The organism is Streptomyces sp. NPDC051636, assembly GCF_044453765.1.
Lineage (GTDB): Bacteria > Actinomycetota > Actinomycetes > Streptomycetales > Streptomycetaceae > Streptomyces.
In genome coordinates, this window is sequence record NZ_JBITDA010000007.1 from 15,232 (window position 1) to 28,375 (window position 13,144).

At 73.1% G+C, this 13,144-nt stretch carries 11 protein-coding genes; 4 read left to right on the top strand and 7 right to left on the bottom strand.

Translation table 11 applies throughout. The features are described from left to right. Nucleotides 1-17: 17 nt before the first annotated feature. Both ACIBBH_RS15105 and ACIBBH_RS15110 read left to right on the top strand, forming a co-directional pair. Nucleotides 18-1,493 carry an aminotransferase class I/II-fold pyridoxal phosphate-dependent enzyme gene (locus ACIBBH_RS15105; protein ID WP_399404683.1) on the top strand — a complete coding sequence of 492 codons (1,476 nt, stop codon included), beginning with the start codon at nt 18-20 and terminating at the stop codon, nt 1,491-1,493. A 301-nt stretch (nt 1,494-1,794) separates the two neighbouring features. Beyond that, complete coding sequence (locus ACIBBH_RS15110) at nt 1,795-2,250, top strand: cyclic nucleotide-binding domain-containing protein (protein ID WP_399404684.1); 456 nt, start codon at nt 1,795-1,797, stop codon at nt 2,248-2,250. A gap of 107 nt (nt 2,251-2,357) precedes the next feature. Here ACIBBH_RS15110 and ACIBBH_RS15115 read toward each other — a convergent pair whose 3' ends face one another. Then, the gene (locus ACIBBH_RS15115; protein ID WP_399404685.1) at nt 2,358-3,662 is read right to left on the bottom strand and encodes an MFS transporter; all 1,305 of its coding nucleotides are present in this window, start codon (nt 3,660-3,662) and stop codon (nt 2,358-2,360) included. 1,033 nt (nt 3,663-4,695) lie between these two features. On the opposite strand from ACIBBH_RS15115, the gene ACIBBH_RS15120 reads away from it, so the two are divergent. After that, on the top strand, nt 4,696-4,947 hold the full coding sequence (locus tag ACIBBH_RS15120; RefSeq protein WP_399404686.1) for a WhiB family transcriptional regulator: 252 nt from the start codon (nt 4,696-4,698) through the stop codon (nt 4,945-4,947). 647 nt (nt 4,948-5,594) lie between these two features. Here the strand turns inward: ACIBBH_RS15120 and ACIBBH_RS15125 are convergent. From ACIBBH_RS15125 to ACIBBH_RS15145, 5 genes are all read right to left on the bottom strand, one after another. Then, complete coding sequence (locus ACIBBH_RS15125; RefSeq protein ID WP_399404687.1) at nt 5,595-6,044, bottom strand: DUF6098 family protein; 450 nt, start codon at nt 6,042-6,044, stop codon at nt 5,595-5,597. A 91-nt stretch (nt 6,045-6,135) separates the two neighbouring features. Further along, nucleotides 6,136-7,977: a sensor histidine kinase gene (locus ACIBBH_RS15130; RefSeq protein ID WP_399404688.1), complete on the bottom strand. Its 1,842-nt coding sequence runs from the start codon at nt 7,975-7,977 to the stop codon at nt 6,136-6,138. Nucleotides 7,978-7,991: 14 nt separating this feature from the next. Next, on the bottom strand, nt 7,992-8,699 hold the full coding sequence (locus tag ACIBBH_RS15135) for a response regulator transcription factor (RefSeq protein WP_399404689.1): 708 nt from the start codon (nt 8,697-8,699) through the stop codon (nt 7,992-7,994). Between the two features lie 19 nt (nt 8,700-8,718). After that, nucleotides 8,719-9,465, bottom strand: a complete 747-nt coding sequence (locus tag ACIBBH_RS15140) for a L,D-transpeptidase family protein (protein ID WP_399404690.1) — start codon at nt 9,463-9,465, stop codon at nt 8,719-8,721. Nucleotides 9,466-9,506: 41 nt separating this feature from the next. Beyond that, nucleotides 9,507-10,931, bottom strand: coding sequence for a M1 family metallopeptidase (locus tag ACIBBH_RS15145; protein ID WP_399404691.1), 1,425 nt, complete (start codon nt 10,929-10,931; stop codon nt 9,507-9,509). Nucleotides 10,932-11,098: 167 nt separating this feature from the next. Between ACIBBH_RS15145 and ACIBBH_RS15150 the strand changes: the two genes are divergently transcribed. Next, nucleotides 11,099-11,449 carry a DUF488 domain-containing protein gene (locus tag ACIBBH_RS15150; RefSeq protein ID WP_399404692.1) on the top strand — a complete coding sequence of 117 codons (351 nt, stop codon included), beginning with the start codon at nt 11,099-11,101 and terminating at the stop codon, nt 11,447-11,449. A 19-nt stretch (nt 11,450-11,468) separates the two neighbouring features. On the opposite strand, the gene ACIBBH_RS15155 is transcribed toward ACIBBH_RS15150, so the two are convergent. Continuing rightward, entirely contained in the window at nt 11,469-13,142 is a 1,674-nt protein-coding gene (locus tag ACIBBH_RS15155; RefSeq protein WP_399404693.1) for an FAD-binding dehydrogenase, read from the bottom strand. Nucleotides 13,143-13,144 lie beyond the last annotated feature (2 nt).

Sequence of the window (13,144 nt, forward strand, 5' to 3'; positions counted from 1 at the left end):
CGGGCAGACGAAGACCCATGTCCGTCGATCACACACGAGCACCGGTCCTCGAAGCCCTCGCCGACTACCACGCTCAGGGGCGGCTGTCGTTCACCCCGCCGGGGCACAAGCAGGCCCGCGGCGCCGATCCCGCCGTGCGCGAGGTGCTGGGGGACGCCGTCTTCCTGGGTGACGTACTGGCCTCCGGCGGGCTGGACGACCGGCTCGAGCGGGGGCGGGTGCTGGAGCGGGCCGAGGAGCTGATGGCGGACGCGGTGCACGCCGAGCACACGTTCTTCACCACCTGCGGCAGCTCGCTGTCCGTCAAGGCGGCGATGCTGGCGGTGGCGGGACCGCACGAGCGGCTGCTGATCGGGCGGGACGCCCACAAGTCCGTCGTGTCGGGCCTCGTCCTGGCCGGCATCGAGCCGGTCTGGGTGGAACCGCGGTGGGACGCCGAACGGCACATCGCGCATCCGCCGTCGGCCGCGGAGTTCGAGGAGGCGTTCGCCGCGCATCCGGACGCCAAGGGCGCTCTCATCACCAGCCCGACGCCGTACGGCGCCTGCGCGGACCTGCGGGCGGTGGCGGAGGTGTGTCACCGGCGTTCGCGTCCGCTGATCGTGGACGAGGCGTGGGGCGCGCACCTGCCCTTCCACCCGGATCTGCCGTCCTGGGCGATGGACGCGGGCGCCGACGTCTGCGTGACCAGCATCCACAAGATGGGCAGCGGCCTGGAGCAGGGCTCGGTGTTCCACCTGCGGGGCGACCTCGTACCGCCGAAGCTGCTGAAGATGCGCGCGGACCTGCTGGGCACCACCAGCCCGTCCGTGCTGATCTACGCGGGGCTCGACGGCTGGCGGCGGCAGATGGCGCTGCGCGGCCGGGAGCTGATGAGCGGTGCGCTGGAGCTGGCGGCGCGGGTCAGGGCCGCCGTCGGGGAGCTCGACGGGCTGCGCGTGGACGGCCGCGACGACTACTGCGGGCCGGGGCTGGCCGACGACTTCGACCCGCTGCCCTGCGTCATCGACGTGACCGGCCTCGGGATCACGGGCTACCGCGCGGCGGACTGGCTGCGCGAACACCGGGCTGTGGACGCGCATCTGACCGACCACCGGCGCATCGGCGCCCAGCTCACCCATGCCGACGACGCCGCCACGGCCGACGAACTGCTGTCCGCGCTCAAGGACCTGGTGCGCGCCGCGCCGGAGTTGCGTGCGGCCCCCGGGGTGGACGTGCCGCCGCCCTCCGAACTGCGGATGGAGCAGGCGATGCTGCCCCGGGACGCGTTCTTCGGGCCCACCGAGGACGTACCGGTGGCTCGGGCGGCGGGGCGGGTCGCCGCCGAGATGATCACGCCGTATCCGCCGGGCATCCCGGCCGTCCTGCCCGGTGAGCGCCTGACCGAACCGGTGCTGCGCTACCTGTCCACCGGCCGGGCCGCGGGCATGAACCTGCCCGATCCCACCGACCCGGAGCTCGGGACCGTCCGGGTGGTGGCACGGGACGCCTGAGCGGCGGCACATGTGACGGCAAAGTGAAACCGGTCACGTGCCCCGCTCTCGGTTACCCGCAGGCCCGCTAGGTGGTTTACCATTCATACATACGTGGACGAGGAGTCGACCGTTGCCGTCCTCCCCGGACCACCGCATACGGCCCTGGCTGGTTTCCCCCGTCCAGCCAGGGCTTTTCTCTGCCCGGCGGACCGTTGTTCACGGCATCTTCCCTCCTTCGAGGTGCCCGGTGCGGCCACAGAGGCTGAAATGGGCGTAGGGAAAGACACCGCAACCCGTCGTCGGCGAGGAGCACCGCGCCATGACCAAAGCGATCAAACTGCTCACCGCCCTCCCCCAGAGACAGCGAGAGCGTCTGATGGAGCTGGCGAAGGAGGTCTCCTTCCCCGAGGACACCCGGATCTTCGAGGCCGGCGGCACCGCCGACCGTTTCTGGGTGATCCGCTCGGGCGCCGTCAACCTCGACCAGCAGGTGACGTCCACTCAGCGGGTGACCGTGGCCACCCTCGGCGCGGGTGACATGCTCGGCTGGTCGTGGCTGTTCCCGCCGTACGAATGGGACTTCGGGGCGGTCGCCTTCAGCCAGGTACGCGCCTACGAGTTCGACGGCGCGGCGGTGCTGGGGCTGTGCGTGGAGGACCCGCTGCTCGGTCTGTCCCTGGTCCGCACGGTCGCCGAAGTCCTCGCCCACCGGCTGGAGATGACCCGGAGCAAGCTCATGGATCAGTACACGATGCGCCGGCGCGGCGGGCTCTAGGACCCCCAACAGGCAACGTTCGCCCCGTCGCGACGCCCGGCACGCTCCCCCCACGACGCCGCTGCTTGAGGGGCAAACGCTGCCTGCCGGGGCACCGGGCCGGCGGGTCAGACGCGGTAACGGCGCAGCGCCGGTACCACGGCCGCCAGTGTGAGCATCACGGCGACCACCAGCAGGCCGCCGCCCGCCACGGCCGCCCGGGGGCCGAAGGCGGAGCCCATCGTGCCGTGCAGGACGTCGGCCAGACGCGGGCCGCCCGCGACGACCACCGTGAACACCCCCTGCATCCGGCCGCGCATCTCGTCGGTCGCCGCGGACAGCAGGATCGCCCCGCGGAAGACCATGGACACCATGTCGGCGACGCCGGCCGCCGCGAGGAACGCCGCCGCCACCCACAGGTTCCGGGTCAGCCCGAACCCGGCGACGGCCACCCCCCAGCCGACGACCGCGCCGATCACCATCCAGCCGTGCCGCCGCGCCCGCGAGAACGTCCCGGAGAACAGGCCGCCGGCCACCGCGCCGACGGGGATCGCCGCGAACAGCAGGCCGAGCGCGAGCCCTTCACCGTACGAGGCGTACGTCTCGGCGGCGAGCTGCGGGAACAGGGCCCGCGGCATGCCGAGGACCATCGCGATGATGTCGGCGAGGAAGGACAGCAGCAGCACCTTGTGCCCGGCGATGTAGCGGAACCCGGCCGCGATCTTCCGCCAGCCCGCGCGGCGCGCGGCCGAGGCGGCCGGCGGCGGCAGCGCGGGCAGCCGGTGAACCGCCCACACGGTGACGCACAGCGCGAGCGCGTCGATCAGGTACAGCTCGGGCAGTCCGATGACGGGGATCAGGACGCCGGCGAGCAGCGGTCCGACCACCTGTCCGGTCTGCATGACGGTCGAGCCGAGGGCGTTCGCGGCAGGCAGGTCCTCCTTGGGGACGAGCCGTGCGACGGAGGCGTTGCGGGCCGGCGCGTTCAGGCCCCAGAAGGCCTGCTGCAGGGCGAGCAGGACCATCGGCACGGTCACCGACTCCAGCCCGGTGACGGCCTGGACCCAGAACAGCAGCGAGGTGACGGCTATGCCGCTGTTGGTGATCAGGAGCAGCTTGCGGCGGTCCATGGTGTCGGCGACCGCGCCGCCCCACAGCGCGAACACGATCAGCGGCAGCAGCCCGGCGAGGCCGGCCGCGCCGACCCACGCCGAGGACCCGGTGATGTCGTAGATCTGCTTGGGCACCGCGACGGCGGTGAGCTGGCTGCCGACGGCCGTGACGATGGTCGAGGACCACAGCCGGCGGTAGGCCGGGATGCGCAGCGGGCGGGTGTCCATCGCCCAGCGGCGCCAGCCGCGCCGGGGCGGGGGCGGCGCGGTGGCGGGGGTCCCGGTGCGGGGCTCGGTGCTGCTGCTCTCGCTCGTGTCCACGGGCTTCCTGGTCGCTCGACGTCATACCTTTGTTGGTTACACCTTTCGGTGCGGGCTTCACTGTCCCAGGACTGGCTGTGGACGCCGAGCCCGTTCTCTCAGGCCCCGGCGACGAGCAGGACGCCGAGTCGTGGTGGTGCAGAGCCTTCATGGCGACGACGCTGCCGAGGGAGTGGGCGATCACGACGGCGGGCCGGGCCGCGTCCGGCCGGTACAGGAAGCGCCCGCGGATCCGCCGGTCGATCGGGAGACCGGCGGAGTCCCGCTCCTCCCCGGGCCAGACAGCGGGTGACCCGGGCGAGGTGGCCGGCCATGAGCCGGCCGCCGGCCCACTGGCCGGCCCGGCGCAGCGCGGGTAACGCCAGCAGCGTCGTGCAGACGTTCACGACCCGGCCAACCGGTTCGCCGCTGCCCGGGGCCTGGCCGGGGGGCGCAGTTCGGCGCGCGCGTGTTCCAGGATGCGGCGCTCACGCGGGTCGGGCCCGAGTTCCAGCCGCACCTCGTTCAACTCGTCGAGCAGGTAGCGCAGTTCCTCGGCATCGGCGGGGCCGGTGCCCGCCGATGCCCTGGGGCCGACGGGCGGCGAACAGGTCCCCGTAGTAGGCGAAGGCCGGTTCGGCGAGGACGTCCAGGAACGGCACCGAGTCCTCCTGGGCGTGGCCTGCCGTCCGGGCCCACCGCCAGCGCCGCCGGCCACACAGCACACTCGGCCTGCGGATCGCGCGCGCCGCCGATCCCGTGCACGCACAACAAGGCCGGTCTCACGCCCCGTGTCCCTCTCCCTCGGACTTGCGTCCACCCTCTCTCGCCCCCGGCCAACGGTTCGGCGTGGGAAAGGAGTTGCCGAGACCGTGCGCCATGGGGAGGGTCGAGAGCAACAAGAGCGGCCGTCGTCGTGGACCCGCGCGCGAGAGACCGTCCGGAACCATGCGGCTCTGCTGTTTCACCCGGCATCCACCGGTCACCCGGACAGGGCGCGCGTATTCGACAAATCACGGACGATACGGACGACTTCGATCGCAGGTGACATTCCATGGACAACTGGCGCGAGCACGCCGCGTGCCGTCATGAGGACCCCGACCTCTTCTTCCCGGTCGGCACCACCGGCCCGGCCCTGCTCCAGGAGCGGCAGGCGAAGGCTGTCTGCGGACGCTGCCCGGTCAGGGCGCAGTGCCTGGACTGGGCGCTGGACACGGGGCAGACCATCGGCGTCTGGGGTGGTACGGCGGAAGCCGAACGCCGCGCACTCAAGCGGCGCGCGAGCTCACGCCGCCGCTCCGGCTGACCGGGGGTGGGGTCTGAAGGGGGTGGACACGGACCTGGGGCCTCGCGCCCCGATCGGGACGCGGGGCCCGACCGGGGCCCGAGACCTGGCTGGGGCCGGGGACTGACCGGCGCAGTTGGCCTGACCGAGGCCGGGGCACGACCGGGGCCCGGCGCCTGGACGGTGCCCGGGCCTGACGGGAAGCCGGAGGCCGATGCGGGCCGGGTCCCGACCCGGACACGGAGGCCTGCCGCGGCCTGGGGCTGCCCGGCCCAGGGAACCTGAGCGAGGCCGAAAGCCGACCAGGCAGCCACCCGGCCGAGCCCTGGAGGCCCGACGGAAACCCGACGCCCGAAGGCGCCCGGGTCTGTCCAAGACCGTGGGCCAGCTGGGAGCCGGTCCCGACCGCGACCCGACGCCTGCCCGAAGCCAGGCCCGACCAGCCCAGGGAACTGGCCGAGGCCGGAGGCCCGCTGCGAGGCGATGACCTGGTCCGAGGCCGGGACCTGACCGAGTCCGGGGAGCCCGGCCGCCGGCGCCGGGCCCACAGCGGCCCGGGCCCGACCAGGGCCGAAGCCCGACCAGAGAGCCCACGCCCGACCAGGACCCAGGCCCCGCAAAGGGCCCAGCCACGGCCAGAATCCAGAGCCCAGCCCCGGCCAGGGCCGTCAGCCGCCGGTGCGGCGCAACGGTCCCCACTTCCTCTCCTGCCGGGCGACCTCCGCCTCCGCCTCCTCGATCGCCTCCGGGGCGATCCAGCACAGCGGTTCCACATGGGCGACGAGCGGTTCGTTGTCGGGTCCGCGGCCGGTCTCGCGGCCCTTGAGGACCCAGGGCCGTACGCCGGGTCCCTTCTCGCGCGGCAGGTGCGCGTAGTCGTACAGCCGGCGCGCCACCCACAGCTCCACCGAGCGGTCCTCCCACCAGTCCTCGAGGTCGAGCGGGTTGGCGGACAGCCCGGGCATCTCCACACCGGTGAGCTCGTCGGTGCTGGAGGTGGCGGTGAGGTCGACCTCGGGGCCGCGGGACCAGCGCACGTACAGCCCGCGGTGCCGTTCGACCAGGTCGGTCAGCTCGGTGATCCGGTGTACGACCGGCAGGTCGTCCCGTGCGCCCATGGCGTGGCCTCCCTCGTCGGTTCCGACAGGTCCGTCAGGGATCCGGAGTACCCGCGCCGGGCGGATGGAAGCGGAGGACGCAGGTCCGCCCTCACTGATCGTCCGGCGGCGGCGTGCCCGGCAGCCGCAGCGTGAAGACCGCGCCCTCCCCCGGTTCGCTCGCCGCCTCCGCCGTGCCGCCGTGGGCGGCGACCAGGTGGCGGACGATGGCCAGGCCCAGGCCGCTGCCGCCGGTGCGCCGGCTGCGGGACTTCTCGGCCCGCCAGAACCGGTCGAAGACGTGCGGCAGGTCCTCCGGCGCGATGCCGGTGCCGGTGTCGGTGACAGTGAAGACGACGTCGTCGTCGTCGCGGCGGACCGCCAGCGTGACGGTGCCGTCGGCCGGCGTGTGCCGCAGGGCGTTGGAGACGAGGTTGCCCAGTGCCTGACGCATCCGCACCGGGTCGGCGTCCAGCCACGGCGTGCCCTCGCCCTGGGTGCGCAGAGCCACCCCGGCGGCGCCGGCGGCGACCCGGTGGGCGGCGGTGACCTGGTCGAGCAGGTCGTCGGCGCGGACGGGCTCGCGGTGCAGGCGCAGGGTGCCCGCGTCGGCGGCCGCCAGGTCCTGCAGGTCGTCGATGATCCGCTGGAGCACCACCGCCTCCTCGTGCAGCGAGGCGAGCAGCGCGGGATCGGGGTCGACCACGCCGTCCCGGGTGACCTCCAGCCAGCCGCGGATGTTGGTCAGCGGGCTGCGCAGTTCGTGGGCGATGTCGCTGACCATCGCCTTGCGCTGGGCCTCCAGGCGCTCGCGGCGCTCGGTGAGGTCGTTGAACGCCTCCGCCAGGATGCCGGTCTCGTCCCGGGTGGTCACCGGGACCCGCACATGCATGTCGGGCGGCTGCTGTGCCGCCTCGGTCAGGGCGCGCAGGGGCCGCACCAGCCGCGTGGCGACCACCGCCGTGACGGCGACGGCGACGGCGAGGACCAGGCCGGCCACGCCGACGACCTTGGCCTTGTTGGACGGGGACATGTCGAAGCGGGGCGCGGGCCGGCCGCCGATGCCGAGGAACAAGTCGGCGACGGGGGCCACGTAGGGGTCGAGTTGTGCGCGGAGCGCGCTGTCGACGCAGGGTTGCGCGTCGTGTACCGCCTTGGCGTCGCCCCGCTTGGGGAACCCCGCCACGAGGAACCGGTTCGGTTTGCTGGGGTCGCTCTCGAGCAACGCCGGTGGGCCGTAGTCCAGCCCCCGTCGCTTCAGACAGGTGCTGGTGCCGTCGGTCAGCGCCGCGATGGCCTTCCTCTCGGTGGGGGTGGAGTCGAGGAGCTGGTAGTAGCCGCACCGGTCCGCCAGATACTCCGGAGGTGTCCCGGTCCCGTCGGAGTCGCTGAGGACGGGGCGGCCGCCGGGGCTCCGCCGGACCGTGGCCTCGACGCCCTGCCCGGCGTAGCACTGCCGTACCTTCTCCGCGATGGCCGCCAGCCGGGCGCGTTCGCTCGCCGTCAGCCGGTACGGGCCCACGGCACGGGGATCGATCCCGTCGAGCTGCGCGCCGGGCTCGGTGTAGGTGTCGGTGTGCAGGGGGTCGACGGTGGCGGCGGCGCCGAGGGGCAGGGCGGTGCCGTGCGGGGCGGAGTCGGCGATGAGAGTGCGGTCGGCGGTGGTCAGGGCGATGCGCCGGCCCGTCTTCCGGGCCAGGGCGCGGACGGTGCCGTCGACGCCCTTCCAGTCGGGGTGGGTGGCGGCGTACCCGCTGAGCTGGGCCAGGATCTTCATGTCGTCGGCGAGATCCTGCCCCTGCTCCTCCTTCAGGGCGCTGGTGGTGGTCGTGACGGCCAGCCAGGCCGTGGCCGCCACCGAGCACACGGCGATCAGCGCGGAGGCGATCAGCAGCCGCACCAGCAGCCGCTTGTGCACGGGTATCCGCCGCTTCGCGGGCTGCCGTCGCTTCACCCGTGTCCGCCCCCTCACGGCCGGCCGCCGCTGAGCTTGTAGCCGACGCCGAAGACGGTCAGCAGCCGCACCGGGCGGCGCGGGTCGGCCTCGATCTTCTTGCGCAGGTTCATGATGTGCACGTCGACGGCGCGTTCGGTGGAGGCCCGGTCGATACCGCGGGTGCACTCCAGCAACTGCCGCCGGGTGAAGACCCGCTCCGGCTCCCCGGCCATGGCCAGCAGGATCTGGAACTCGGCCGGGGTGCACTCCACCGGCAGCCCGTCGCAGCGCACCTCGTGCCGGGCCGGGTCGACGACGATCCCTCCGGCGCGTACGACGGGGTCGTCCCGCACGCCGACGGTGCGTCCGCTGCGCCGCAGCACGGTGCGGATGCGGGCCATCAGCTCGCGGGGGCTGTACGGCTTGGTCATGTAGTCGTCGGCACCGAGCTCCAGCCCCAGCAGGACGTCGTCCTCCTCGGAGCGGGCGGTGAGCATCAGCACGGCGATGTCGGAGGTGTCGGGGCCTTTGGCGCGCAGCACCCGGCACACGCCGAAGCCGTCGATGACCGGCAGCATCAGGTCGAGGACCACCAGGTCGGGCCGGAGTCTGCGGGCCGCGTCCAGCGCGGCCGCGCCGTCGTGGACCACGGTCGCGGTGTGGCCCTCCGCCAGCAGGGAGCGGCGTATCAGCTCGGCCTGCATCTCGTCGTCCTCGGCAACCAGCACATGTGCGCACACTCGGCGGATCCTAAGCCGCTCAGCCGGCGAGCCAGTCGGCGTACCCCATCACGACGACGGGGTGCCGGTCCGGGTCCAGGGTGCGCAGGAGGTCCTTCATGTGGGCCCTGGCGATGCTGACGCAGCCGTGGGTGGGGCCGCCGTGGTCGACGTGGAACCAGATGCCGCCGCCGCGGCCCGCGCCGCGGGGGCGGGTCCAGTCGAGGGGTGAAGTGCCGGTCCTGCGGTTGTAATTGATGGCGACGACGTAGTCGAACGAGCCGGCCAGTGGTTCGCCCTCGAAGCCGGTGCCCGGTGAGGTGAAGCCGCCGGACCGGGTGTACGGCAGCCGGGTGCCGGGGTCGGGGAGCAGGCCTCCGGCGTCGGTGAGGGTGTAGACGCCGAGGGGCGAGCGCAGGTCCCCGGCCGTGTGGTGGTCGCTCCAGCCCCGCAGCGCGTTGTGCGCGGGCCAGCTCGCGCCCGCCTCCCAGCCGAGGTCGGTGCGCTGGTACAGCACGACGGTGGACCTGGGCGAGTTCCTGCCGCGGCCGGTGACGACGACCGCCTGCCGTGACCGGCCGGGTATCGCGGCCGTCCGCTTCGGCCCGAGGCCGGGTATGCGCCGCGGTGCCGCCTGCGCGGACACCTCCGGCGAGGGCGTGGCCGTCGGTGTCGGTGCCGGCCGGGCGGCGGACGTCCGGCGGGGGGTCACCGCGGCACCGCCGCCGCAGCCGGTGAGCAGAAGGGGACTTGCGAGCAGTGCGACAGCGGTCCTGCGATTGATCATGAATCGACCATGGCCGACAGTTGTGAGGAACTGGTCAGCTTCTAGACTCGGTTGGGCTTCCCGGTCTGGTACAGCCACGTGTGGAACAGGGCGTCGAGGTCCTTGCCGGACTCGCGCTCGGCCAGCTTCACGAACTGGGCGGTGGTGCCGTGGCCGTCGTGGTGCTCCGCCGCCCAGGCGCGCAGTATGCGGAAGAACACCGGGTCGCCGACGGCCCGCCGCAGTTCGTGCAGGGTCATGGCGCCTCGGGCGTAGACGGGGGTGTCGAAGATGTGGGCGCCGCTGCCGGGGTCGCCGGGCGGGAACGCCCACAGGCCGTTGCTCGCCGGGCGGGCGTACAGCGCGTCGAAGGTCTTCTGGGCGCTGTCGCCGCCGTGCTGTTCGCTGTAGAGCCATTCGGCGTAGGTGGCGAAGCCCTCGTTGAGCCAGATGTCCTTCCAGGAGGTGAGCGAGACGGAGTCGCCGAACCACTGGTGGGCGTTCTCGTGGACGAGGGTGCCCAGGTCGGGTGCCGAGTCGTAGACGGGCCGGGACTGGGTCTCCAGGGCGTAGCCGACGTCGGGCGCGTGGTCGACGATCGAGCCGGCGGCGCGGAAGGGGTAGGGGCCGAAGAGCTTGCTCTCCCACTCCAGGACGGACGGCAGCTTCTTCAGGACGGGCGCGGCGGCGCTCGCCTCCCGCGCGTCGACGGCGTTGTACACCTGGATGCCGTCGCGGGTGGTGTACCGCTCGACCTTGAACTCGCCGACGGTGGCGGTGGCCAGGTAGGCGGCCATCGGCTCGGTCTGGCGCCAGCGGAAGGTGGTCTCGCCGTGGGCGGTGGACTGCCCGAGGAGGACGCCGTTGGCGACGGCGGTGCGGCCCCGGGGGACGGTGATGGTGATGTCGTACGAGGACTTGTCCCTGGGGTGGTTGTTCGCCGGGAACCAGGTCATCGCGCCCTGCGGCTCGCCGGCGACGAACGCCCCGTCGTCGGTGGGGATCCAGCCGTCCGCGGAGCCGTCCGGGTCGGTGACCGGTTTGGGGGTGCCATGGTAGGTGACGGTGACCTTGAAGTCCTGGCCCTTGCGCAGCGCGTGACGCGGGGTGACGACGAGTTCCTGGCCGTTCCTGCTGAACTCCGCGGTGGTGCCGTCGACGGTGAGGCGGGTGACCTTCAGGCCTTTGAAGTCGAGGTCGAAGCGGGTCAGCCGCTGGGTGGCGCGGGCGCTCAGGACCGCCTTGCCCTGCAACTGGGCGGCGGATGTGTGACGGAGCGTCAAACCGTAGTGCCGGACGTGGTAGCCGCCGTTCCCGGCCAGCGGGAAGTACGGGTCGCCCGCGCCGGAGGAACCGGTCGTCCCGGCCGCGGCGGGCCCGGCGGCCGTGACCAGCGCCGCGAGGGCGACGGGGACGGTGGCGAGCACCGCCCGGCGGCTCGGCACTGCCGTACGTCTTGCGGCGGCCTGCTGTCGGGGTGACGTCACGTGTGCTCCTTGGGGGGTGGCCAGTGATCAATTACCGACAGACTAGGCGTCATCCCGGTCGCGATTCGCCCTAGTTCAGGTCAAGTCACGCCGCGTCGCCAACCGCTCGGCGGGGGTCGCCGCAGTACGCTCGCGGCACCGTCCACGACCCGAGAGGGGCCCCCACCGTGAGCGTGCGCGTGCGCCGGATCTACGAACCGCCCGAGCCCGACGACGGCCTGCGCGTCCTCGTCGACCGGCTGTGGCCGCGCGGCGTGTCCAAGGACGCGGCGCACGTGGACGAGTGGCCGAAGGGCATCACCCCGTCGGACGAACTGCGCCGCTGGTACCACGCCGGCGAGCGCTCGTACGAGGAGTTCCGGCGGCGGTACGAGGCGGAGCTCGCCGCTCCTGAGGCCGCCGGACTCCTCGACGGCCTCAGGAAGTCGGCCCGCGAGGGCCCGGTCACCCTCGTGACCGCGTCCAGGAACCTGGAGCAGGGCCACGTCTCGGTGCTGGCGAAGCTCCTCGGAAAGTGATCCGGGAATTGACGGTGGATCAGGCCGTCTGCTGCGCCGCGGCCCGCCCCGCGGCCCGCCCGGAGAACAGGCAGCCGCCCAGGAAGGTGCCCTCCAGCGCGTTGTAGCCGTGGACGCCGCCGCCGCCGAAGCCGGCCACCTCGCCCGCCGCGTACAGCCCGCCGATCGGCTGCCCGCCGGTGCCGAGGGCGCGGGAGTCCAGGTCGGTCTGGATGCCGCCGAGGGCCTTGCGGGTCAGCACGTGCAGCTTGACGCCGATCAGCGGTCCGGCCGCCGGGTCGAGGATGCGGTGCGGGGTGGCGACCCGGCCGAGGCGGTCACCGATGTAGCGGCGGGCGTTGCGGATGCCCTGGACCTGGGAGTCCTTGCTGTAGGGGTTGGCGAGCTGCAGGTCGCGGGCCTCGATCTGGCGCCGTACCCCGGCCGCGTCCAGCAGCGGCCTGTCCGTCAGCCCGTTCATCTTCTCCACGAGCTGCTCGAGGGTGTCGGCGGTCACGAAGTCGGCGCCGTGGCGCACGAAGTCCCGCACCGGGCCGGGGGCGCCCTTGCCGAGCAGGCGGTCGCGCAGGACGGCCTTGCGGTCCTTGGCGGTGATGTCCGGGTTCTGCTCGGAGCCGGACAGGGCGAACTCCTTCTCGATGATCTTCCGGGTGAGGATGAACCAGGAGTGGTCGTACCCCGCGATGTCCTCGGTGGTGCGCAGGTACTTCAGGGTGCTGAGCGTGTCGTAGCCCGGCAGGCAGGGGTCGGGAAGGCGGCGGCCGAGGGCGTCGAGCCACATCGAGGAAGGGCCGGGCAGGATGCGGATGCCGTGGCCGGGCCAGATCGGGTTCCAGTTCTGCAGGCCCTCGGTGTAGTGCCACATGCGGTCCCGGTTGACGAGCCGCACGCCCGCCTCCGCGCTGATGTCGAGCATCCGCCCGTCGACATGGGCGGGGACGCCCGTGACCATCTCGGCGGGGGGCGTGCCCAGCCGCTCGGGCCAGTGGCGGCGGACGATGTCGTGGTTGCCGCCGATGCCGCCGCTGGTGACGATCACGGCCTGGGCGGTCAGCTCGAAGTCGCCGACGCGGTCACGGTTGGAGGCCACACCGCGCGGTGAGTCGTCGTCGGCGAGGACCGTGCCGCGTACCCCGCGTGCCGTGCCGTCCTCGATGACCAGCTCGTCCACCCGGTGGCGGTGGTGGAAGGTGAGCAGCCCGTCCCGGGCGGCCTGCTCGGCGTACCGCGCGAACGGCTCGACGACGCCGGTGCCGGTTCCCCAGGCGATGTGGAAGCGGGGCACGGAGTTGCCGTGCCCGTCGGCGCGCAGGTCGCCGCGCTCGGCCCAGCCGACCGTGGGCAGCAACGTGATGCCGTGGCTCTCCAGCCAGGACCGCTTCTCCCCCGCCGCGAACTCGACGTAGGCGCGCGCCCAGCGCACCGCCCAGGAGTCCTCGTCGTCCTGCCGGTCGAACCGGGCGCTGCCCCGCCAGTCGCTCCAGGCGAGGTCGAAGGAGTCCTTGATGCCGAGGCGGCGCTGCTCGGGGGAGTCGACGAGGAAGAGCCCGCCGAGGGACCAGAACGCCTGGCCGCCGAGGTTGGCGGCGTTCTCCTGGTCGAGCAGGGCGACCCGCCGGCCCCGGCTGGTGAGTTCGTGCGCCGCGACCAGGCCCGCGAGGCCCGCTCCGACGACGATGACGTCCGCGTCCATGA

Excerpts from the sequence above, each read along its gene's own strand:
- ACIBBH_RS15105 (WP_399404683.1), top strand. The coding sequence starts at position 18 with ATGTCCGTCGATCACACACGAGCACCGGTCCTCGAAGCCCTCGCCGAC.
- ACIBBH_RS15140 (WP_399404690.1), bottom strand. The coding sequence starts at position 9,465 with ATGATCAATCGCAGGACCGCTGTCGCACTGCTCGCAAGTCCCCTTCTG.
- ACIBBH_RS15110 (WP_399404684.1), top strand. The coding sequence starts at position 1,795 with ATGACCAAAGCGATCAAACTGCTCACCGCCCTCCCCCAGAGACAGCGA.
- ACIBBH_RS15120 (WP_399404686.1), top strand. The coding sequence starts at position 4,696 with ATGGACAACTGGCGCGAGCACGCCGCGTGCCGTCATGAGGACCCCGAC.
- ACIBBH_RS15125 (WP_399404687.1), bottom strand. The coding sequence starts at position 6,044 with ATGGGCGCACGGGACGACCTGCCGGTCGTACACCGGATCACCGAGCTG.
- ACIBBH_RS15155 (WP_399404693.1), bottom strand. The coding sequence starts at position 13,142 with ATGGACGCGGACGTCATCGTCGTCGGAGCGGGCCTCGCGGGCCTGGTC.